A 22,063-nucleotide genomic window follows, 5' to 3' on the forward strand; every position below is an offset into this window, starting at 1 on the left:
CGAGGCACTTATGGGCATGCTCCAGGCCGGCATCATTCCGGTGACACCCTTCCAGCAGAACTGCACGATCTTCTTCGATCCCGAGACCAAGGAAGGCGTCGTCGTCGATCCGGGCGGCGACGTGCCGCTGATCCTTCAGGCGATCGCGCAAAACGGCTTGATCATCAAGGAGATCTGGCTGACGCACGGCCATCTCGACCATGCCGGCGGTGCCAGCGAGCTAAAGGAAGCCCTGGGCATCGAGGTGGTTGGCCCGCATCAGGACGACCTGCCGCTGCTGCAACGGATCGAGACCCAGGCCGAAAAATACGGCATATCGGGATTGCGCAACGTCCTACCCGACCGCTGGCTGAAGGATGGCGACAAGATCTCTTTCGGCGATCACGAATTCGAGGTCTATCATGCGCCCGGTCATGCGCCGGGCCACGTCATCTATTTCAACCGTGCGCAGAATTTCGCCCATCTCGGCGACGTGCTCTTCAACGGCTCGATCGGCCGCACCGACTTGCCGGGCGGCAATCATCAGCAGCTTCTCGACTCGATCCGCGACAAGGTGCTGCCGCTTGGCGACGACGTCGGCTTCATCTGCGGCCACGGCCCCGGCAGCCGCATCGGCGATGAGCGGCGCAGCAATCCATTTTTGCAGGAAATCAGAACCGGCTGAGCGTTCGGCGCGGGCTCACATCATCTTCCGGCCATTCGGCACGGGCTGCTCGACATCAGCAAGCACGATCGCGCCGTTCTCGTCCTCGAATCCAAGCGTCAGCACTTCCGAGCGGAACGGCCCGATCTGGCGCGGCGGGAAGTTGACGACACCGAGCACCTGCCGGCCAATCAGGCTTTCCGGCGTGTAATGCACGGTAATCTGGGCCGAGGATTTCTTCGTGCCGATCTCGGGACCGAAATCGATGACCAGCTTGATCGCCGGCTTGCGCGCTTCCGGAAACGGACTGGCTTCGATAATCGTGCCGACGCGAATGTCGACGCGCTCGAAATCGGCGTAGGCAATTTCCTCGGACATATCGTCTCCGCTAGCGCATTAATCCTTTGCGAAAATCGCGATCGGTTTTCGCAAAGGATTAATGCGCAAATTCATAATGTCAGAGCGTCCTTAGCGCGTCTTTATAGACGCGCGGCGCTCTAGCCGGCCAGTTCTTCGGCCCGCTTGCGCGCCGCTGCCAGTGCTGCGTCGAACAGAGGCTGCATGCCGTTTTCGGCCATCAGCACGGCGAGCGCAGCCGCCGTCGTGCCGCCAGGAGAGGTCACATTCTGCCGCAGCCGCGAAGCGTCGTCGGGGGACTGGTGCAAAAGTTCACCAGCCCCCGCGACTGTTTCCCGCGCAAGACGCATGGCGAGGTCCGCCTGCAGGCCGAGTTTACGGCCTGCCTCCGCCATGCATTCGACGAGATAGAACACATAGGCAGGACCGCTGCCCGAAAGCGCCGTCACGGCATCGATATCGGCCTCTGCAGGCACCCATTCCACAGGACCCGAGACGCTGAGAAGAGAATGGACACGTTCGCGCTGCTGATGACTGACCCCTGAATTGGCAAAGGCGCCGGTGACGCCGCGCCCGACCATGGCCGGCGTGTTCGGCATGGCCCGCACCATGGCGGCTTTGCCCAGATGTTTCTCGAGGAAAGCGAGCGTCTTGCCGGCGGCCACAGAGACGACGACCGTTTCCGGCCCGACGGCGCTCTTCACCGCCGGCAGCACCGTCTCCATCACCTGCGGCTTGACCGCGAGAAACAGCACGCTTGCCTTCAAATCCGCCGGAGCCGCGGTAACATGGGTCGCGCCGGCCTCGCTGATCGTCGCCAGCATCGCCGGCGACGGGCCAGGATCGACGACAAGAACGGCCGAGCCCGGCACGCCGCTTTTCAGCCAGCCGGAGAGCATCGCCCCGCCCATGTTGCCGGCACCGATCAGGACGACGGGATTTGTCGAGGAGAAAGCGTTCGCGGGCATCTTATGCCTCGCCGACTGTTTCGAACAATACGGCTTCCATCGCCTTCGTCGCTTCCATGCCGGACCAGACGACGAACTGGAATGCCTGGAAATAGGCTTCGCAGGTATCGAGCGCGCTGGAAAGCAGCACTTCCACCTGGCGGTTGGTGGGCTCCGCGCCGCCGGCGAGCAGCAGCGACTGGCGAAAGATGACGACATCTTCCTGGCGCCAAAGGTCGAAATGCCCCATCAGCACTTGCCCGTTGATCGCCGAAAGCAGCTTGACCACCTCGTTGACCCTGATGTCGGGAACTTTGATATCGAAGGCGCAGCCAAGGTGCAGCGCCTCGAATTCCTCCATCCAGGAGAAGGAGACGTGATAGTCCGTCCAGCGACCCTCGACCGTCATCGCGATCTCGTCCTCGCCGGAGCGTTCGAACGACCAGTCGTTGTTGGAGGCAACGTACTCGATCATATCGACCGGGTTCGACTGACGCTCGACTTCCAATTCCATCAGGTTCATGCAGCACCTTCTTGACCGGAACGAATGCGACCTAACTTTGTGTACGCACACAAGAAAGACACACGCAAATACCGGAACCACCACTCGGATGATCGTTGAACCGCTGCCAGACTTAACGCAGATAACCTGCCCGGAGCTTACCAAGTCGCTTCGAATCATCATTTAAAATCAGTGTATAATGCGCCTTGCCCCCTGCCAGCCCCCTGAGGGGAAAATAGGCCGGACCACTGTGGAAAGGCTCTTCGAAATTCAATTCAGAAGGGAGAATAAGCGACTCTGCGAATTGGCTTTTTTGGCAGTGTCCACAGGTGGAAAAACTCACCTGATTTTTTTGTGACGGATGCGGCGTGTGGCATGAAGGCAACGCCGCGTCTGCGTCATATCGGGACTTTCAGCCATGTCGCGCAAAAGTGTTCAGCGGCTTTTGCGCTACATGCGGGAAAACGAAGACCTGCAGCGCAAGGGGCGAATCTAAAAAGACCGCGGCGCGCTTTAGTGCCCTTCGCCGGCAAGCCTCGCCTCGAGCGCCGCGATGCGGGCGGCAAGCGCCTCGTTCTCGTCGCGCGCCTTGATCGCCATCTCGCGCACGGCCTCAAACTCCTCGCGCTTGACGATATCCATGCTGTTCAGCCAACGCTCGGCCTGGGCGTTGAAGGCGGTCTCGATCTCCTTGCGGACGCCCTGGGCAGCACCTGCCGCATCGGTCATCAGCTTGGCGAATTCGTCCATGATGCGGTTCGTTCCGGTCGCCATGGCGTTTTTCTCCCTTCGCATGAGGTGAATTTCAGCCCTTTGGGGCCCCAAGGATTGAGGTAGGGCTTCGCCACCCGCGATGCAAGCGCTTTGCATCGGATCGGCTTGCCGTACCCGGCCGGGAAAGAGCCATCACGAACAATGGACTTGACCGTCCGGGATCGCAGCGGCATGTTCCGCGCGACCAAACAGGTGGGAAAACCTTGCCGACAGCAGCCAATCTCCTTGCTATCATGCCTTTTCCGGACATCGATCCGATCGCCTTTTCGATCGGCCCGCTGGCGATTCATTGGTACGGTCTCGCTTATGTCGCCGGCATCCTGCTCGGCTGGGCCTATGCGCGCCGCCTCGCCGCCAATGACAGTCTCTGGCCCGGCAACGTCTCGCCGATGTCTAAGACGCAGCTCGACGATTTCATCGTCTGGGCGGCCCTCGGCGTCGTCCTCGGCGGCCGTCTCGGCTATATTTTCTTCTATGATCTCCCCGCCGTCCTTCGCAGTCCCATCCGTGCGCTCGAGATCTGGAACGGCGGCATGTCCTTCCATGGCGGCCTGACGGGTACGACGATCGCCATGATCGTCTTTGCCCGCCGCAACGGCATCCCGATCTGGAGCCTGTTCGACATCGTCGCCACCGTCGTTCCCTTCGGCCTCTTCTTCGGCCGCATCGCCAATTTCATCAACGGCGAGCTCTGGGGCCGGCTGACCGACGTGCCCTGGGCGGTGGTCTTCCCGACCGGCGGCCCCTTCGCCCGCCACCCGAGCCAGCTTTACGAAGCCGGCCTCGAAGGCATCGTTCTTCTGCTGGTGCTGGCCGCCTTGGTGTATGGCATGCGCGCTCTGAAAAGCCCCGGCTTCATCACCGGCGTCTTCGTCTCCGGTTATGCCCTGTCGCGCATCTTCGTCGAATTCTTCCGCGAGCCTGACGCCCAGCTCGGTTACCTCCTCGGCACAAACTGGCTGACCATGGGCATGGTGCTCTCCTCCCCGATGATCCTGCTCGGCATCTGGGCAATGCTCAGGGCCCGCCGCCAGGCTGCGCTGCAGCTCTGAAAACGGCAGGACGCGCGATATGACCACCGCTCTAGGCGAAAAGATCAAGGCGATCATCCAGGCCAACGGCCCGATCAGCGTCACCGATTATTTCTCGCTCTGCCTGGCCGATCCTGAACACGGCTACTACCGCACCCGCGAGCCCTTCGGCCGTGCGGGCGATTTCGTGACCGCGCCCGAGGTCAGTCAGATTTTCGGCGAAATGATCGGCGTCTTCATCGTTCATGCCTGGCAGCGCCACGGCACGCCGGCGGGCGTCCGTCTCGTCGAGATCGGACCCGGCCGCGGCACGATGATGGCCGATATGCTGCGCGTCATCTCGCGCATCGCCCCGCCGCTGCTGGATGCTATGACCGTGCATCTCGTCGAAACCAGCGAGCGCCTGCGCGACGTCCAGAGCCAGACGCTCGAAGCTTACGATGATAAGATTGCCTGGCACGACGGCTTCGACGAAGTCCCGCCGGGCTTCACGCTGATCGCCGCCAACGAATTGTTCGACGCCATCCCGATCCGCCAGTTCGTCCGCATGCCGACGGGTTTCCGCGAGCGCATGATCGGAATTGATGCCGATGGGGAGCTGACCTTCTCCGCCGGCGTCGCCGGCCTCGATCCGGCGCTTCTGCCCGAACCGGTGCAGAACCTGCCGCTCGGCACGCTCTTCGAGATCTCGCCTGCCCGCCAGGCTGTCATGATTGCGATCTGCGAGCGGCTGCGCGCTTTCGGCGGCACGGCGCTCGCGATCGATTATGGCCATCTCGTCACCGGCTTCGGCGATACGTTGCAGGCCGTGCGCATGCATGAATTCGATCCGCCGCTCGCCCATCCCGGTGAAGCCGATCTGACGAGCCATGTCGACTTCCAGCAGCTCGCCGAAACCGCACTTGCGGCCGGCGTCCATCTGAACGGCGCCCTGCATCAGGGTGATTTTCTGACCGGTCTCGGCATCCTCGAACGTGCCGCCGCCCTCGGCCACGACCGCGAGCCGCAAACCCAGCAGGTTATCCAGGCGGCGGTCGACCGGCTCGCCGGCGCCGGTGAAGGCCGGATGGGCGAACTCTTCAAGGTGATGGCGGTCTCTCATCCCGCGGTCGACCTCATGCCCTTTCGCCCGGTGGATTGACAGGGCGCACGCGGCTGGTTCAACATCCGCGCGAACAAGAACTTGAAGCGCGCCGCCTGTGCGATGCGCTTGGGATAATAACAAACCCCTTAAAAAACCCCGGAATCACAGATGCAGGAAGCGGCCTCTCCCGCACCGATCGAAAGCGCGCTGCTGAATGAAGCGGCAGGCGGCACTATCCGCCACGGTTATTTCACCCGCGCCGGCGGCGTGTCCGAAGGGCTGTATCGCGGCCTCAATGTCGGCCTTGGCTCCAACGACGAACGCGACAAGGTCCTGGAAAACCGTCGCCGCGTCGCCGCGTGGTTCGACCTGCCGGTCGAGCGGCTGGCGACTGTGCATCAGGTCCATTCCCCTGACGTCGTGACCATCGATGCCGATTACGACGGCGCCCGCCCCGAGGCGGATGCGATGGTAACGCGCACCCCCGGCATTGTGCTTGGCGTGCTTGCCGCCGATTGCGGCCCGATCCTGTTCGCCGACCCGGACAATCGCGTCGTCGGCGCCGCCCATGCCGGCTGGAAAGGCGCGCTGACGGGTGTGCTCGAAAATACCATCGCCGCCATGGAAGCGCTGGGGGCGGATCGCACACGCATTATCGCCTGCCTCGGCCCCTCGATCAGCCAGGCAAGCTATGAGGTCGGTCCTGAATTCGTCGAGCGTTTCGTCGCCGGGAACCCGGAAGATGCGCGTTTTTTCGTGCCTTCCGCAACCTCCGGCCACGCCATGTTCGACCTGCCGGCGCTGACTGTCGACCGGCTGACGAAAGCCGGAGTGCGGGCCGAAAGCCTCGGCCTCTGCACCTATCCGGACAGCGAGCGCTTCTTTTCCTACCGCAGGACGACGCATCGCAAGGAGCCGGACTACGGCCGGCAGATTTCCGCGATATCAATCAGGGAGACGTGAGCAGAATGGCACTGCACTTCGAAAAGGCCGAATTCGCAAGCCGGCTTGCGCGCCTCACCGAGAAGATGAAGGAAGAAAAGCTCGACGCCCTGCTGCTCTTCGCCCAGGAAAGCATGTACTGGCTGACCGGCTACGACACCTTTGGCTACTGCTTCTTCCAGACGCTGGTCGTCAAGAGCGACGGCACCATGGCGCTGCTGACCCGCTCGGCCGATCTTCGCCAGGCCAGGCATACCTCGATCCTCGACGACATCCATATCTGGGTCGACCGGGTCAACGCCGATCCGACGCTTGACCTGAAGAACCTGCTGGTCGAGATGGATCTGCTCGGTGCCCGCATCGGCGTCGAATATGACACGCACGGCATGACCGGCCGTATCGCCCGCCTGCTCGACGCACAGCTGACCACCTTCGGCCAGATCACCGACGCGTCCTATCTCGTCAGTCGCCTGCGCCTTGTCAAAAGCCCGACCGAGGTTGCCTATGTCGAGCGCGCCGCCGTTCTCGCCGACGATGCGCTCGACGCCGCGATCCGGCTGACGAAGCCCGGTGCCGACGAGGCCGATATCCTCGCCGCCATGCAGGGCGCGATCTTTTCCGGCGGCGGCGACTATCCCGCCAACGAGTTCATCATCGGCTCCGGCGCCGATGCCCTGCTTTGCCGCTACAAGGCCGGCCGCCGCAAACTCGACGCCAGCGACCAGCTGACGCTCGAATGGGCCGGCGCTTACGCGCATTACCATGCCGCCATGATGCGCACGATCGTCATCGGCGAGCCGATGCAACGCCACCGCGAGCTCTATAATGCCTGCCGCGAAACCATCGAGGCGATCGAGACGGTGCTGAAGCCGGGCAACAGCTTCGGCGACGTCTTCGACATGCATGCCAGGATCATGGACGAACGCGGTCTTGCCCGGCACCGGCTGAACGCCTGCGGTTATTCGCTCGGCGCCCGCTTCTCGCCCTCCTGGATGGAGCATCAGATGTTCCATGTCGGCAATCCGCAGCCGATCGAGCCGAACATGTCGCTCTTCGTGCACATGATCATCGCCGATTCCGACACGGGCACGGCGATGACGCTCGGCCAGACCTATCTGACGACGGCGGATGCGCCGCGCGCGCTATCCCGCCATCCGCTCGATTTCATCGGTCTTTGACCGATGAGAATCCGGAATTGACAGACGCCCGCCGCCGCCCGCATAAATTCGGGCGGGGCTGATGCGATTGTGGGAAGGACGGATCAAGGGATGACGCGAGCTGCGATTGTGCCCACGCTCCTGGTCTTCACGGCCCTGCTGACCGCCTGCAACACAACCGATGCACTGACACCGCAGGTCGATATCGGCGATTCCTCCGCGCGCGCGTCGTCGAGCCCGGTGACACAGAACGAGGCCGAGCGTCTGGCTGGTTCTCGCCAGCGGGCCTTCGCCCAAAGCTCCCAGCCGGGCGGCTACCATCCAGCTTACGATCAGTCGCAGCAGGCCTACAGGCCCGGCACCGGCGCGCCGCCGACGACAATGCAGCAGCAGGCAGACGCCCTGTCGAGGAGCAGTTCCTCGCCGGCCGCCTCCGCCCCGATCGAGGAACAATCGCTGCCACCGCCGGCTTCCAGCGGTGAGCTTCCCGCACAACCGGCTCAGCCGCCCGCCGTACAACAGCCGCAACGGACCGCCGCCCTCAACACCGGCGCCTCCTCTGTGCGCGGCAACACCGTGCGCTTCTTGCCGATCATCGGCGCGCCGGTTCAGGCGGTGACCCCGCTGTCGCGTCAGCTTGGCGCCGAGGCGCGCGCGCACGGGCTTTCCATCAAGAGCTCGACCGATGCGAGCAGCGATTACATCCTCAAAGGCTACCTCTCAGCCTTCAGCGACGACGGCAAGGTCACCGTGGTCTATGTCTGGGACATTCTCGACAGCGCCGGCGGCCGCCTGCACCGCATCCAGGGGCAGGAAAGCGTGCCGACGGCGGCGGCCGATCCCTGGGCTGGCGTTCCTGCCTCGGTGATGCAGCAGATCGGCTCGAAAACCATCGCGGAATTCTCCTCCTGGCGGCAGACGCGGGGTGGTTAGTCACAAACTTTTCGCAAATATGAAAGCCTGTGGCGCCTTTGCCCTTGCATTCACGGGGAAGCTGGCTAAAAAGCGCGGCTATCAGCGCATAACGGGCGGACCAAAATGAAGGTTTTCGCAGGCAATTCGAACCGGCAACTCGCCGAAGCGATCTGCACCTATCTCAACGTTCCCTTGGGGAGAGCCAGTGTTCGAAGGTTTGCCGATCAGGAAATCTTCGTGGAAATCCAGGAAAATGTGCGCGGCGAGGACGTTTTCCTCGTGCAGCCCACCGCCTTCCCTGCCAACGACCACCTGATGGAACTGTTGATCATGATCGACGCGATGCGTCGTTCTTCAGCCCGCCGCATCACCGCGGTGCTTCCCTATTTCGGCTATGCGCGCCAGGATCGGCGCGCCTCAGGCCGCACACCGATCTCCGCGAAGCTGGTCGCGAACCTCATCACCGAAGCCGGCGCCGACCGGGTGATGACGCTCGATCTCCATGCCGGGCAGATCCAGGGCTTCTTCGATATACCCACGGACAATCTCTTCGCCCTGCCTGTGCTGACGCGCGACATCAAGAGCCATTACGACCTCAGCAACGTTGTGGTCGTTTCGCCCGATGTCGGCGGCGTGGTTCGCGCCCGCGCGCTTGGCAAGCGGCTGGACTGTCTTCTGGCCATCGTTGACAAGCGTCGCGATCGGCCGGGTGAATCCGAAGTCATGAACATCATCGGCGATATCGCCGGCAAGGACTGCCTGCTGATCGACGACATCGTCGATTCCGGCGGCACGCTCTGCAACGCGGCCGACGCGATGCTCGCCAAGGGCGCAGCCAGCGTCACCGCCTATATCACCCATGGCGTCCTTTCCGGCGGCGCGGTCACCCGCGTCACCTCCTCGAAGCTGCGCGAACTCGTCATCACGGATTCGATCCAGCCGACGACGGCCGTGCTCTCGGCGCACAATATCCGCATCGTGACGACGGCGCCGCTGATCGGCGAAGCCATCAGCCGAACGGCCCAGGAAGAGTCCGTCTCCAGCCTCTTCGATTGAAAAGAGCCGGCATTCGACCGGCTCTTTCAATTTCTACATCGGATGGACCTGGCTATTACCGGGCATGCTCGCTGAACAGTATGAATTACCCAGAATAAACCGCCCCGATCATTCGGCGAAGCTTGTCACATAAGGCGTAAAAAGCCGGCACAAGGCCGGCTTCATTAGTTTGTTATCATGACAGACAACGCTCAAGGCTGCTGCGGCGACGCAGGTGCCGCATCCTGGCCCTGATCCTGCTCCTGGTCCTGCTCCAGCCCCTGATCCTGATCCGGAGCGTCCGGCCCCTTGACCACCTGTCCGTTAACGGCAACCGCGCCGTCGCGGCTGACGCTGATATCCCAGCGCGAGCGGCCGTCCGCATCGGTCTTGGCGAAGCCCTTCACCATCATGATGCCGAAGGAAACCTGGTTGAGGTCGGGATCCGTCTTGGCAAGTTCCTGAACCGCGGCAATCGTCTTGTCGAGATCGCGGGCAAGGATGGTCGCCTCCATCGAATAGTCCTTCTCGGTGTCGACCCGTCCCTCGATCTTGCCGGTCACGTCGATGTCGTAGACATTCGACTTGGCGCTGATCATCGGAAAGTCGACCGTGACCCGGCCGTCGCGGAAGAGCTTCTTGCCCATCTCCTCGCCGCTCGCCTCCGGCGCATTTTCCTTGAAATCCATCGCCATCAAGGCATCGCCAAAGCTGGCAAAGTCCAGATTCGGCACGGCAAGCTGCAGATCGAAGCTGGTCGGCATGAATGTCGAATAGCTTGGCGGCATCAGCGGACTGTCGAGGCTGATGTCATGCGCATTCATGCCGAAGCCGAAACGCATCGCGTCGCTCGGCCCGTCCATGGCCACGTTATAGCCGAACTGCTTGACGCCGCCATTGCCCATCTGAGTGCTGACGGTCAGATTGTTGACGCCAATCGTCTCGCTGAAGGAGGCGAGAAGCGGAAAGGCGTCCTTGAGTATCCCCTTCACCTTGGCGCTGTTTTCGGGGCTCAGTTCCTTCTCGTCGGCATGATCGAGAATGAATAAGACCATCTCGCGAATCTGCTTGGCCGGCAGAGCGTTTATCTTGGCTTCGACATCGATCGAGTCGGCGCGGATTTCGACGGGCGGCATTTGCGCGCCGGAGACCTGCTCGACGAAAGTCGATGCCGAGCCGCTGCCTACGATATCGATACGCCCGTTGCCGCCGGCACTGTCGGTCGAACTCAGCTTCTGATCCATGCTGGCGATGCTGGCGCTGACTTCTTCGGTCTCGGACTTGCTGGTGAGCTTGATGTCCTTGGCCGTGGCGGTGCTGGAGCGCAGATAGCTGATCGCCGGATCGAAGACTCCGGCATAGACAAGCGAAGCGATGGAGTAGGAGAAATCCGTCGGCTTTTCGTCGGGTCCTTTGAAATGGCCGGAGACATCAAACTTATTGTCGCCTTCGATGTTCCAGAGGCCGCTGTCGAGCGGTGTGGCAAAGGTCGAGAACGGCGTCAAACCGTTGATAGTGAATTTCGAAGGGTCAGCTTTGGAAAGCAGCTTTGCCAGATCGTAGATGATTTCGTAGCGCGTGCCCGCCGGATTGACGGTGATTAGGCCGCTCTTTGCCAGATCCTCGGGAAGCAGCTTCGTCAGGTTGCCCTTGAGCGCATCGGCGCCGTTCTGGTTGATCTCGACACCCTGGGCGGTGGTGACAAGGCAAAGTGCCAGCAAGCTCGTTGCCGTGACAAGTTTAAGACGCATAGTCCGATTTCTCCTCAGCCGCTTTTTTGATTGCGGCATCCAAAGAGGGGAAGCGCGCCGATGTCAACCTCAGCCATAGCGGGACTGGTGATTTCGCCGCTTTGCGGGGCTGCGGAATTCGCAGCAGGCGCAAACATCGCCTTCCCGAACGCGGCATTCGGCTTGCCGCAAACATGCCTGATCCGCAACTTGCGTTTCCGAGCGACTTATAATATAGGCCACCGGTCCGTGTAGACACCCTTGGAGGCAACGCGGATGAGGATGGGGAAACCCGCCTCCGGTTCGACGGAACAAGGCTTTTGCCCGCCGACGAACTCTCCAAATAACCTCGAAAGGAATAGCCATGAGCCAGGAAACTTACGAGCTCAAGGCCGAGGCGCGCGAACGGGTTGGTAAGGGGTCCGCCCGTGAACTTCGCCGCAACGGTTTGATTCCCGCTGTCATCTATGGTGACAAGCAGGCCCCCATTGCCATCGCTCTCAACACCAATGAGGTGACGAAGCGCATTCATGCCGGTGGTTTCATGACCACCGTGGCGACGATCGAAGTCGACGGCAAGAAGTACAAGGTTCTGCCGAAGGACTACCAGCTCGATCCGGTCCGTGACTTCACGATGCATGTCGATTTTCTGCGCGTCTCCGGCAACACCCAGGTGACCGTTGAAATCCCGGTTCACTTCATCAACGAAGAGAAGTCCCAGGGCCTCAAGGTCGGCGGCGTTCTGAACATCGTTCGCCATGAAGTCGAAGTTCACTGCCCGGCCGATGCGATCCCGGAATTCTTCAACGTTGACCTCAGCGGTAAGAAGATCGGCGACAGCATCCATATTTCGGAAGTCACTCTTCCGAAGGGCGTCACCACCGTGATCGACCGCGACTTCACGATCGCGACCATCATCGCTCCGGCTGCCGGCATCGACGAGAGCGCCGCGGAAGGCGAAGCCGAAGCCTGATAGCTTCGACAACTTGCAAAGCATACGGCCCGCTTTCCCGTGAACTGGGAAGGCGGGCTTTTCATTGCCCGGCAAGCCCCTGTTTCAGCAACATTTAACGTATTCATGAAAGCATGCTTCGTCAGCTGCAAAGAAGCCCGCCTTAGCGCGCGACAGCAGATAAGGGTCGGCCTGGGGGAGTAGACGGAACCATGAACAATTCCGTTGAGAACAGATTTTTTGGAATTGTTTGCGGAGCGCTGCTCGTCTTTGTCGCTCCCCTCTTTGTTCTCTTCCTTTTTCTTTCCTCGGAACGGGCCGACAAGGAAATCCGCGATCACATTTCCGTTCTCCTTGTCGCCAATGCCCAGGCGCTGGCAAAGCCGCTCTGGGATCTTGATGAGGAGAGCGTCACCCAGATCAGCGCGACGGTCGTCTCCCAGGGCGCCATCGTCAAGGTCGAGGTGCGTGACCAGTCGGGTCAGCTCGACATCAGCCAGTCCACCATTCCGCGCTCCTTCGACGGCAAGCTCGTCCAGGTATCGCGCGCCATTATCTACAACACTGTCGACGGCCCGAAGAATCTCGGCAGCATCAGCGTCTACTATCCCGCGCTCGGCTTGTTTTCCGGCCTGAAGCAGGAAGAGGTCGTCTTCATCTCGATCTTCATCTTCGCCGTGCTGACCGTTTTCGGCACCGCGCTGATCGGCAACCGGTTCTTCGTCATCCAGCCGCTGATGCGGTTGACGGCAGCGATCGAGGCCACCCGGCAGCTCGGCTCCCGCCACCATGTCGACTGGCAGTCGAACGACGAGATGGGACGGCTTGCCCGCAGCTTCAACGAGATGCAGACCAAGCTCGAAAGCGAGGAGAAGGAGCTGAAATTCGCCCATCGCCGCGCCACCGACATCTATAATCTGACGCCTGCCATGCTCTTCTCGCTCGACGAGGAAGACCGCATCACCGCCGTCAGCGATTACTGGCTGCTTGCCACGGGTTATAACCGCGCCGCCGTCATCGGCCGCAACTTCGCCGATCTCGTGACATCGACGACCCGCGACAAGTTCGTCAAGCGCCGCCAGGCCGAAAGCGGCATCGCCGTCACCGTCAAGTTCGTCTGCCTGGACGGCCGCACCATGGACGTCCTCATCATGGAGTCGGAGGCGGAAGCCGGCGCTCACGACCGCCTCTCGCTGTCGGTCATGACCGATGTGACCGAACTTAAGGCCTCCGAGGACCGCAACCACCGCCAGGCGATTACCGATCATTTGACCGGGCTGCTCAACCGCCAGGGCTTCGAAGCCGTGCTCGACAGCAAGATCGCCGCTGCCGACGCCGCCGGCCAGGAACTCGCCTGCCTCTTCGTCGATCTCGATCGCTTCAAGTGGATCAATGACAATATGGGTCATGCCGCCGGCGACATGGCGCTGATCGAACTCGTCGAGCGCCTGAAGACCTATCTCGCTCCCTCCGATGAGGCGGCCCGTCTCGGCGGCGACGAATTTGCCATCCTGCTGCCGGCGAAGGACGCCGAAAAACGCGCCAGGATAATGTGCGAGCAGATCGCCTCGATCTTCGAAACGCCGTTTACGCCCGACATGCATCTGAGTGCTTCCGTCGGCATCGCCATTTATCCGCATCATGCCGCAACCGCCGCCGAACTGCTGCAGAAATCCGACCTGGCAATGTATGCCAAGAAACGCGACGGCAAGAACGGCGCCCAGCTTTTCGACAACGCCATGCTCGACCGTGCCCGCAGCCGCGCCGAGATCGAGGCCAATATTGAATCCGGCCTCGTCGACAACTGGTTCGAGGCCTTCCTGCAGCCGATCGTCAATCTGAACGGCCGTGGCATTGCCGGTTTCGAAGCGCTAATGCGCCTCAACCATCCGCAGAAAGGCCTGATGCCGCCGGCCGAGATCATCAGCGTCGCCGAAGAGACGGCAAAAATCGTCCGCGTCGGCAATGTCATCATGGAAAAGGCGATCTGCAATCTCGCCAAAATCTCCCGCATATCAGGCATGCAGGATACCTATCTCGCTATCAACTTCTCGCCCCTGCAGTTCGAGCCGGCGCTGCCGGCCCGGCTTGCAGCCATCGTCGGTCGCCATGGCATCCGGCCGGAGCGCATCGTCGTCGAGATCACCGAAGCCGTGCTGATGCACGACAACCCGCAGATCCGCATGATCGTCACCGAGCTTCGCCACTTCGGCTGCCGTATCGCGCTCGACGATTTCGGCACCGGCTATTCGTCGTTGAGCTACCTCAACCGCTTCCCTGTCGACATCATCAAGATCGACCAGTCCTTCACCCGCGCGATCAACGATGGCGACGACGACGTGCGCCAGAAGAGCCGCATGCTGATCGAAGGCATTACCACGCTCTCTCACAAGATGAACTGCACCGTCATCGCCGAGGGTATCGAGACCGAAGAGGAATGCCGCACGCTCCATCAGATGGGTCTCGATTATGGCCAGGGCTACCTCTTCCATCGTCCGCAACACGCAGCCGTACTCATCGAAGAACTGATGGCCTCGGAATCGGCCGTCGCCCGCGCCTCATAACGAAGGAGACGAGATGATGAAAAAGCTCCTGCTTCTCGCATGCCTGGCGATGCCCTGCGCCGCGCATGCACAAACGGTGACCTTCACCACCGAGGATTATGCCCCCTTCAACTATCGCGACGGCAAGGAGATCAAAGGCGCGACCGTCGAGCAGGTCGAAAAGGTAATGGCCGCGATCGGCGTCGACTACACCATCGAGATCATGCCCTGGGCGCGCGCCTTCGGCCTCGCCCGCACCGCACCGATGACCTGCGTCTTCGCGACCGCTCACAACAGCGCCCGCGACCCCCTGTTCAAATGGGTGGAGCCGCTGCTCATCGACCGCAACATCCTGATTACCCGCAAAGGCTCGGGCGTCATCGCCAGCAATCTGGACGAGGCGAAGAAATATACGATCGGCACGCAGCGCGAGGATTATACCGAGACGATCTTGAAGGAAAAGGGCTTCACCAAGCTGGATGTCGCCAGCGATTTCAACGCGACGCTGCGCAAGCTGCTCGGCGGGCGCATCGACATGATGCCGATTTCCGAACTTTATTTCGAAAAGCTCAAGGCCGACCAGCCGGTGGAAATGGTGACCGTGCTCTCCGCCCAGCCGATGAGCATTGCCTGCGAGAAGAGTTTTCCGGACGATCTGCGCGCCAGGATGCAGGCAGCCCTTAACAAGCTGATCGCCGATGGCGACCAGAAGCAGATCTTCCAGAAATACGGCATGAACCTCTCGGAGTAACGCTGCCGGCGGGCTTGCCCTTTCCGCTTGACTTTGGTCTCGTTTCCGGGTGGTGAACGTGGGCAAAAGTTAAGCGAGGACGACAGGCCATGCTGATCATCGCGGGTCTCGGCAATCCCGGCGGCAAATACGCCGGCAACCGCCACAATATCGGCTTCATGGCCGTCGACGCCATTCATCGGCGTCACAGCTTCTCGCCCTGGTCGAGGAAATTCAGGGCCGAGATCGCCGAGGGCGAACTCGGCGGCGAGAAGGTTCTGCTGATCAAGCCGCAAACTTTCATGAACCTCTCCGGCGAGGCCGTCGGCGAAGCGATGCGCTTCTACAAGCTCCAGCCCGCCGATCTTGTCGCGATCTATGACGAACTCGACCTTCCCGCGGGCAAGGCACGGCTGAAAACCGGCGGCGGCCATGGCGGCCACAACGGCATCAAGTCGCTGGATGCTCATTGCGGCAAGGAGTACCGGCGGCTGCGCCTCGGCATCGGCCACCCCGGCATCAAGGAAATGGTGCAGAACCACGTGCTCGGCGATTTCGCCAAGGCCGACAAGGCTTGGCTGGAGCCGCTTCTCGATACGCTCGCCGACAATGCCGACATGCTGGTGCGAAACGAGGATTCGCAGCTGATGAACAAGATCGCGCTGGCACTCGGCGGCAAGGCCGAGGAGGAGAAGCAGCGCAAGGACAACAAGACTACCGAAAAGAAGCCGGTCGACCAGTCGCATATACACCAGGCGCGCAATCACAATCAGCCGAAGGTGCTGGCCACCGGCCCGATGGCCGATATTCTGAAGAAGATGTTCGGCAACAAGGGGGAATGAGGCCGGTGCCGGATCAGAATTTCGCCATCCGTCCGGCCGCCGCCAGCGACCTTCCCGGGCTGACCACCCTCTACCAGCATTTGAACCCGGCCGATCCGGTTCTCGACAAGGCCATGGCCGAAGAGCTGTTCTCCACCATCCTCGCGCAGCCCGGCATGATCGTATTCATTGGCTTTGCCGGCGATATCGCCGCCGCAACCGCCACCTTGATCGTCGTGCCGAACCTTACGCGCAACGGCGCCTCCTATGCGTTGGTTGAAAACGTCGTCACCCACGCCGATCACCGCCAGCGCGGTTATGCCGGCGCCGTCATCGGTCATGCAGTGACCGAGGCCTGGAAGGCCGGCTGTTACAAGGTAATGCTGCTGACCGGCTCGAAGAACCCGGCAACGCTGCGCTTCTACGAAAATTGCGGTTTCGTGCGGGATAAGACCGGTTTACAGATCCGCCGGCCTGAAGCAGAGCTTATTCCTCCGGCTCCGTCGTAAACATTAGCGGAAAGCCCATCTCCTTGGCGAGATCGATGCCCTCCTTGGCCTTGGTCTCGGCAATGTCCCTGGCGCAGACCACGACCACGCAGGAGCCGAGCTTGTGGGCGGTCATCATCACCCGATAGCCGGTCTCCTCGCTCATGCGGAAGACGGCCTTCAGGATCACGATGACGAACTCACGCGGGGTATAGTCGTCATTGACGAGGATGACCTTGTAGAGCTTCGGCTTGTCCAGCTTCGGCTTCACCTTGGTCTTCGGTTTCAGGGCAACGTCATTGTCACTCATCGGAAAATCCACCCGTCGATGACATGGTCAAGAATCTTCAAAACAACTAATCATTGTCGATGACGAATTTTCGACGGTCCCCGGTCGCTGCTTCCACCAATCAGGAGGAAAGGCCCGCTGGCTTGAGACCCTACCGTTATTGCGGCCAGGCAAGAGCAACCTTGCATCTGACGAAATCCGCAATGCATCGAAACCGAAATCGCCCTCCAAAATAGGGCGCCACTGTTCCGTGAGCAAGTGAGCAACGCTAAAAGCTCGCGAAGACTTGACCACATTGCTCCTTTATCCCATAGGCACCAGCAAGAAATTCAAGAACAGCAGGTTTTAGCCATGGGCTTCAAATGCGGCATCGTCGGACTGCCGAACGTCGGCAAATCGACCCTCTTCAACGCGCTCACCAAGACGGCGGCCGCACAGGCGGCGAACTATCCCTTCTGCACCATCGAGCCGAACACCGGCGAAGTCGCCGTGCCCGATCCGCGCATGCGCAAGCTCGCCGACATCGCCAAGTCGAAAGAACTGATCCCGACCCGCATCTCCTTCGTCGACATCGCCGGCCTCGTGCGCGGCGCCTCGAAGGGTGAAGGTCTCGGCAATCAGTTCCTTGCCAATATCCGTGAAGTCGACGCCATCGTGCATGTGCTGCGTTGCTTCGAAGACAGCGACATCACCCATGTCGAGGGTCGTATCAATCCCGTCGCCGATGCCGAGACCATCGAGACCGAGCTGATGCTCGCCGACCTCGAAAGCCTCGAGCGCCGCACCGAGCAGACGCGCAAGCGCGCCACCAGCAAGGACAAGGAATCGATGGCGATGCTGCCGATCATGGAAGCGTCGCTGAAATTGCTCAACGAAGGCAAGCCGGTGCGCACGCTGCTGTCGACGCTGGATGCCGAGGAAATCGCCATCCTCAAGGGCCTCAATCTCCTGACCTCGCATCCGGTCCTCTACGTCTGCAACGTCGCCGAGGCCGAGGCCTCCACAGGCAATGAATTCACCGAGGCCGTCGCCGCCATGGCTCGGGAACAAGGTGCCGAAACCGTCGTCATCTCGGCGGCGATCGAGGCTGAAGTCGCTCAGCTTCCCGAAGATGAGGCCAAGGAATTCCTCTCCGCGCTCGACCTTGACGAAGCGGGCCTCGACCGGCTGATCCGTGCCGGCTACAAGCTGCTCCACCTCATCACCTATTTCACCGTCGGCCCGAAGGAAACACGCGCATGGACGATCGAGCGCGGCACCAAGGCGCCGCAGGCCGCCGGTGTCATCCATTCGGATTTCGAGCGCGGCTTCATCCGCGCCAACACCATCGCCTATGACGATTACATCAAATACAACGGCGAAGTCGGCGCCAAGGATGCCGGCAAGGCGCGTGACGAAGGCAAGGAATACGTCGTCCAGGACGGCGACGTCATCCACTTCCGCTTCAACACTTAAATAAAAGAGCGCTGCCGCCTTAACCCGGCGGCAGCCTGTTTGCGATGGCCGGCGGTAGTGCGCGCAACACCAGCCGGCGAAGCGGCATCCAGCCGGTGCCGATGATCAAGACGATCGCGCCGACGACAATCAGCGTCGTGAAGATGTAGGTGTTGACCGTGGCGCTTCCCTGCCGGAAGACGCTGAAGATCGCAACGCCGAGCGACAGCAGTCCCGAAGTGACAAAGGCCCGCCGGTCGATGACCAAGCCGATCAGCATCAGCACCGCCACCGTCGCGACGACCACCGGCGTCCGGGCCGACATGTTCGCCAGGTCGAAGATACGGCCGCCTTCTCCGAAAGACATGAGGGAAACAGTGCTATAGAGCAGCGCCGGCGCCGCGCCGAGATGCAGCCAGAACGCAATATCCGAACGCGTAGTCCGGCGCAGCCGGTCGCCGAAATCGAAATAGAGCGCCGTGGCGAAGAGGCCGAGCGAGCAAAGAAGAGAGATCGCCGCCAGCAGGGCAACATGATCGACGAAAAATTCCGGATTGCCGCTTATCCATTGTACGAGACGCAACAACAGGGTGAGTGCCAAGGCAAGCGCCGACATAATGGCAAGCGCCAGCGACAAGGGCACGCGATAGCGGGCATAGTAGACGCCGAGAAGGATCGGAAAGCCGGCAACGAATTGCGTCAGCCCCGCGCCGATTTCGGAGGTCCACGGCGTGAAAACGCGGGACATCAGCAAGAATGTCCAGCAGAATAGGGCGATCGTCAGGCCGACGGCCGGCAAAGCGAGCCGCTGGCGGCGCACCAGGATTTCCGAAAGCACCAGGATCGCGGGCGGCACGGCATAAAGCGGCGCAAGGCCCCAGAGGCCGACGAGCGCCACGACGACGCCGATGGTGATCAGCACGTCGTGAAACCCGCGCACGAAGCGCGGTGTCTCCGTATCAGACCAAGCCTGCTCTTCGGCTGCCTGTGCAGGCTGTGGCTCAATGACAGCCACGCCACGCTCGGTCAGAAACGGCAGAAGCCGCCCGCCCGCCTCCGGCGAAATCAGCCCCTGGCGCGCTGCCTCGTCGAGTATCGACCTCAGATCAGTCATGCCGGTTTATCTCCCCGGAATCATTGAGCCCACGCGGATGCTATTGTAAGCATTGTGCGCTTGATATGGCGGAGGAGCGAATGTCGGCAGAAAAGCTAGCCTTCGAGGATTTCGAACCCGGTCGCCGCTTTCCCCTCGGCCCGAAACCGGTGAGCGCCGAGGAAATCGTCGAATTCGCGCGGGAATTCGACCCGCAGCCGATGCATCTCGACGAGGCTGCTGGCCGCGCCAGCATTCTCGGCGGCCTCGCCGCCTCCGGCTGGCATACGTCCGCGATGCTGATGCGGATGATGGCCGACAGCTACATCCTACATGCGCTTTGCGAGGGTGCGCCGGGCATCGACCTGATGGAATGGCGAAAGCCGGTGCTGTCAGGCGATACGCTGCAGGGTCAATCGACCGTGCTCGAAGCCCGGCCGATGCGCTCGCGCCCCGGCATGGGCATCGTCAAGTTCCGCCACGAGGTGGAAAACCAGCGCGGCGAACTCGTCTGCCTCTCGGAAAATTCGGTCATGATCCGCATGCGCCCGGAGATTGCAACATGAGAATGTCCGAACTTTACCCCATCGGTGAAAAGGCCGAGATCGGCAGCTACACCTTCACCGAGGAAAACATCATCAGTTTCGCCGAGCGCTACGATCCGCAGCGTTTCCACGTCGACAAGGCAGCAGCCAAGGATACCATGTTCGGCGGCCTTTGCGCGTCGGGCTGGCACACCACCGCCGGCTGGATGCGAACCTTCCTCGCCTTCTGGAAAAGCCAGAGCGTCGCGCTTACGCAAAGGGGCCTGAAGGCGCCGAATCTCGGCCCTTCGCCGGGCTTCCAGAAACTGCAATGGCTGCGGCCGATCTTTCCGGGCGACGTCGTGACCTATTCCGTCGCCCTCCTCTCCAGCCGGCCGCTCGCATCCCGGCCGGGCTGGCACCTCAACACCATTCTCTGCGAGGGCGTCAATCAGAACGGCGAAGCCGTCATGCGCTTCGAAAGCGGCGTCTTGGAATTCGACTGACGCCGCAAGAGCAATGCCGGGTCAGTGGCCGGAGAATTCGACCAGCGTGTGCACGACGACGCCGAGCTCTTCCAGCTTCTTGCGGCCGCCAAGGTCCGGCAGATCGATAACGAAGCAGGCGCCGACCACCTCGGCGCCGATCTGCCGCAACAGCTTGGTAGCACCCACCGCAGTACCGCCGGTGGCGATCAGGTCATCGACGAGGATCACCTTCTCACCAGGCTGCACCGCATCGCGATGCATCTCCATTTCGTCGACGCCATATTCCAGGCTGTAGGCGATGCGCACTGTATCGTGCGGCAACTTGCCCTTTTTGCGGATCGGTACGAAGCCGGAGGAAAGCTGGTGCGCCACCGCGCCGCCGAGGATGAAGCCGCGCGCCTCCATGCCGGCAATCTTGTCGATCTTCGTGCCGGCATAGGGCTGCACGAGTTCATCGACCGCTCGGCGGAAAGCGCGGGGATTGCCGAGCAGCGTGGTGATGTCGCGAAAGATGATGCCCGGCTTGGGATAGTCGGGAATGGAGCGGATGCTTGCAGCAAGCTCCGAAGTCATATTCTTGTCCATGGAAAGTCCATATCTGCGAGCGCTTTAAATCGGCCGCACCCTATCAATTGCCAGGGGCGGAACCAACAAAAAAGGCGGCCGAGGCCGCCTTTTGAATGTTGATCGGGAGCGCTCAATGTTCCTTATTGGCATAGACCGAGCGCTTCGTCAGGTAGATCAGCACCGTGAAGATCGCCAGGAAGACCATGACCATGAAACCGGTGCGCTTGCGCTCCTCGAGGTGCGGCTCGGCAGCCCACATCAGGAAGGACGAGACGTCCTTGGAATACTGGTCGACGGTCTGCGGCGCGCCGTCGTCATAGGTCACCTGGCCGTCCGAGAGCGGCTTCGGCATGGCGAGGACGGCGGCAGCATGGAAATACGGGTTGTAATGTCCGCCCTGCGGCACCTGGAAACCGGCCGGTGGTTCTTCGTAGCCGGTCAGCAGCGCGTGGATGTAATCCGGGCCGTTCTCCTGATACTGCGTGAAGATGTCGAAGACGAATTGCGGGAAGCCGCGCTCGACTTCGCGGGCCTTGGCGATCAGCGAAAAGTCAGGCGGAGCCGCGCCGTTGTTGGAAGCGGCAGCCGCCTCCGCATTGGCGAAAGGCGCCGGGAAGTGGTCGGAAGGGACCGCCTTGCGGGTAAACATCTCGCCGGCCGCGTTCGGCCCGTCCTGGACTTCGTAGTTCGCGGCGAAAGCCTTCACCTGCGCCTCGTTATAGCCGAGCTCGTCGAGCATGCGGAAAGGCACGAGGTTCATCGAATGGCAGGCGGAACAGACTTCGGTGTAAACCTTGAGGCCGCGCTGAAGCTGAGCCTTGTCGTAATGGCCGAACGGACCGGCAAAAGTCCATTCCTCCTCCTTCGGCTCCTTCAGCGGATAGTGCGGCGTCGCACCTTCCTCGTGATGGGCAGGTGCTGCTCCATTGGCGGGCGTCGCTTCCTGGGCCAAGGCTGCGCTGCCGAGAACGGCAGCGACTGCGAGCGAAAGAATGCTTGCAACAAGCGTTTTCATAT

At 61.4% G+C, this 22,063-nt stretch carries 24 protein-coding genes; 15 read left to right on the forward strand and 9 right to left on the reverse strand.

Translation table 11 applies throughout. The features are described from left to right. Positions 1–10: 10 nt before the first annotated feature. The gene (locus tag OS035_RS27530) at positions 11–664 is read left to right on the forward strand and encodes an MBL fold metallo-hydrolase (RefSeq protein ID WP_097626726.1); all 654 of its coding nucleotides are present in this window, start codon (positions 11–13) and stop codon (positions 662–664) included. Between the two features lie 15 nt (positions 665–679). Here the strand turns inward: OS035_RS27530 and OS035_RS27535 are convergent, their stop codons facing one another. From OS035_RS27535 to OS035_RS27550, 4 genes are all read right to left on the reverse strand, one after another. After that, on the reverse strand, positions 680–1,021 hold the full coding sequence (locus tag OS035_RS27535; RefSeq protein WP_097626724.1) for a tRNA-binding protein: 342 nt from the start codon (positions 1,019–1,021) through the stop codon (positions 680–682). 119 nt (positions 1,022–1,140) lie between these two features. Continuing rightward, complete coding sequence (gene proC / locus OS035_RS27540; RefSeq protein WP_097626722.1) at positions 1,141–1,968, reverse strand: pyrroline-5-carboxylate reductase; 828 nt, start codon at positions 1,966–1,968, stop codon at positions 1,141–1,143. 1 nt (position 1,969) lies between these two features. After that, a complete protein-coding gene (locus OS035_RS27545; RefSeq protein ID WP_003541709.1) occupies positions 1,970–2,470 on the reverse strand; it encodes a YbjN domain-containing protein in 501 nt (166 codons plus the stop codon). 492 nt (positions 2,471–2,962) lie between these two features. Continuing rightward, complete coding sequence (locus OS035_RS27550; protein WP_097626720.1) at positions 2,963–3,223, reverse strand: accessory factor UbiK family protein; 261 nt, start codon at positions 3,221–3,223, stop codon at positions 2,963–2,965. 203 nt (positions 3,224–3,426) lie between these two features. Here OS035_RS27550 and lgt point away from each other — a divergent pair, with 203 nt between their 5' ends. The 6 genes from lgt (at position 3,427) to OS035_RS27580 (ending at position 9,408) form a co-directional block, all read left to right on the forward strand. Further along, the gene (gene lgt, locus OS035_RS27555; RefSeq protein WP_097626718.1) at positions 3,427–4,275 is read left to right on the forward strand and encodes a prolipoprotein diacylglyceryl transferase; all 849 of its coding nucleotides are present in this window, start codon (positions 3,427–3,429) and stop codon (positions 4,273–4,275) included. A 19-nt stretch (positions 4,276–4,294) separates the two neighbouring features. Continuing rightward, positions 4,295–5,395, forward strand: coding sequence for a class I SAM-dependent methyltransferase (locus OS035_RS27560; protein ID WP_097626716.1), 1,101 nt, complete (start codon positions 4,295–4,297; stop codon positions 5,393–5,395). 111 nt (positions 5,396–5,506) lie between these two features. Continuing rightward, the gene (pgeF, locus tag OS035_RS27565; RefSeq protein ID WP_097626714.1) at positions 5,507–6,301 is read left to right on the forward strand and encodes a peptidoglycan editing factor PgeF; all 795 of its coding nucleotides are present in this window, start codon (positions 5,507–5,509) and stop codon (positions 6,299–6,301) included. A 5-nt stretch (positions 6,302–6,306) separates the two neighbouring features. Next, a complete protein-coding gene (locus OS035_RS27570) occupies positions 6,307–7,458 on the forward strand; it encodes a M24 family metallopeptidase (RefSeq protein WP_097626712.1) in 1,152 nt (383 codons plus the stop codon). A 90-nt stretch (positions 7,459–7,548) separates the two neighbouring features. After that, positions 7,549–8,370, forward strand: a complete 822-nt coding sequence (locus OS035_RS27575) for a hypothetical protein (protein WP_097626710.1) — start codon at positions 7,549–7,551, stop codon at positions 8,368–8,370. Between the two features lie 105 nt (positions 8,371–8,475). Continuing rightward, on the forward strand, positions 8,476–9,408 hold the full coding sequence (locus OS035_RS27580; RefSeq protein ID WP_331814268.1) for a ribose-phosphate pyrophosphokinase: 933 nt from the start codon (positions 8,476–8,478) through the stop codon (positions 9,406–9,408). A gap of 191 nt (positions 9,409–9,599) precedes the next feature. Here the strand turns inward: OS035_RS27580 and OS035_RS27585 are convergent, their stop codons facing one another. Further along, positions 9,600–11,138 carry a hypothetical protein gene (locus OS035_RS27585; RefSeq protein ID WP_097626708.1) on the reverse strand — a complete coding sequence of 513 codons (1,539 nt, stop codon included), beginning with the start codon at positions 11,136–11,138 and terminating at the stop codon, positions 9,600–9,602. A 343-nt stretch (positions 11,139–11,481) separates the two neighbouring features. On the opposite strand from OS035_RS27585, the gene OS035_RS27590 reads away from it, so the two are divergent. From OS035_RS27590 to OS035_RS27610, 5 genes are all read left to right on the forward strand, one after another. Beyond that, the gene (locus OS035_RS27590) at positions 11,482–12,090 is read left to right on the forward strand and encodes a 50S ribosomal protein L25/general stress protein Ctc (RefSeq protein ID WP_097626706.1); all 609 of its coding nucleotides are present in this window, start codon (positions 11,482–11,484) and stop codon (positions 12,088–12,090) included. Between the two features lie 191 nt (positions 12,091–12,281). Then, positions 12,282–14,633: an EAL domain-containing protein gene (locus OS035_RS27595; protein WP_097626704.1), complete on the forward strand. Its 2,352-nt coding sequence runs from the start codon at positions 12,282–12,284 to the stop codon at positions 14,631–14,633. A gap of 16 nt (positions 14,634–14,649) precedes the next feature. Further along, a complete protein-coding gene (locus tag OS035_RS27600; RefSeq protein WP_097626827.1) occupies positions 14,650–15,363 on the forward strand; it encodes a substrate-binding periplasmic protein in 714 nt (237 codons plus the stop codon). An 89-nt stretch (positions 15,364–15,452) separates the two neighbouring features. Next, complete coding sequence (gene pth / locus OS035_RS27605) at positions 15,453–16,184, forward strand: aminoacyl-tRNA hydrolase (protein ID WP_097626701.1); 732 nt, start codon at positions 15,453–15,455, stop codon at positions 16,182–16,184. Beyond that, positions 16,181–16,672, forward strand: coding sequence for a GNAT family N-acetyltransferase (locus tag OS035_RS27610; RefSeq protein ID WP_097626699.1), 492 nt, complete (start codon positions 16,181–16,183; stop codon positions 16,670–16,672). The genes pth and OS035_RS27610 overlap by 4 nt, the downstream gene beginning before the upstream one ends. On the opposite strand, the gene clpS is transcribed toward OS035_RS27610, so the two are convergent. Beyond that, positions 16,650–16,961, reverse strand: coding sequence for an ATP-dependent Clp protease adapter ClpS (gene clpS, locus OS035_RS27615; protein WP_003593075.1), 312 nt, complete (start codon positions 16,959–16,961; stop codon positions 16,650–16,652). The two genes, OS035_RS27610 and clpS, sit on opposite strands and share 23 nt — an antisense overlap. Positions 16,962–17,291: 330 nt before the next feature. Between clpS and ychF the strand changes: the two genes are divergently transcribed. Next, complete coding sequence (gene ychF / locus OS035_RS27620; protein WP_097626697.1) at positions 17,292–18,395, forward strand: redox-regulated ATPase YchF; 1,104 nt, start codon at positions 17,292–17,294, stop codon at positions 18,393–18,395. Between the two features lie 19 nt (positions 18,396–18,414). Here ychF and OS035_RS27625 read toward each other — a convergent pair whose 3' ends face one another. Then, complete coding sequence (locus OS035_RS27625) at positions 18,415–19,488, reverse strand: hypothetical protein (protein WP_097626695.1); 1,074 nt, start codon at positions 19,486–19,488, stop codon at positions 18,415–18,417. A gap of 80 nt (positions 19,489–19,568) precedes the next feature. Here OS035_RS27625 and OS035_RS27630 point away from each other — a divergent pair, with 80 nt between their 5' ends. Then, positions 19,569–20,033 carry a MaoC family dehydratase gene (locus OS035_RS27630; RefSeq protein WP_097626693.1) on the forward strand — a complete coding sequence of 155 codons (465 nt, stop codon included), beginning with the start codon at positions 19,569–19,571 and terminating at the stop codon, positions 20,031–20,033. Then, on the forward strand, positions 20,030–20,497 hold the full coding sequence (locus OS035_RS27635; protein WP_097626691.1) for a MaoC family dehydratase: 468 nt from the start codon (positions 20,030–20,032) through the stop codon (positions 20,495–20,497). Before OS035_RS27630 ends, OS035_RS27635 begins: the two co-directional genes overlap by 4 nt. Positions 20,498–20,518: 21 nt before the next feature. Here the strand turns inward: OS035_RS27635 and OS035_RS27640 are convergent, their stop codons facing one another. Beyond that, the gene (locus OS035_RS27640; RefSeq protein WP_049736186.1) at positions 20,519–21,064 is read right to left on the reverse strand and encodes an adenine phosphoribosyltransferase; all 546 of its coding nucleotides are present in this window, start codon (positions 21,062–21,064) and stop codon (positions 20,519–20,521) included. A 112-nt stretch (positions 21,065–21,176) separates the two neighbouring features. Next, positions 21,177–22,061 carry a cytochrome c1 gene (locus tag OS035_RS27645; RefSeq protein WP_003593065.1) on the reverse strand — a complete coding sequence of 295 codons (885 nt, stop codon included), beginning with the start codon at positions 22,059–22,061 and terminating at the stop codon, positions 21,177–21,179. Between the last annotated feature and the right edge of the window lie 2 nt (positions 22,062–22,063).

The organism is Rhizobium sp. 268, assembly GCF_036571585.1.
GTDB classification, from domain to species: Bacteria; Pseudomonadota; Alphaproteobacteria; order Rhizobiales; family Rhizobiaceae; genus Rhizobium; species Rhizobium redzepovicii.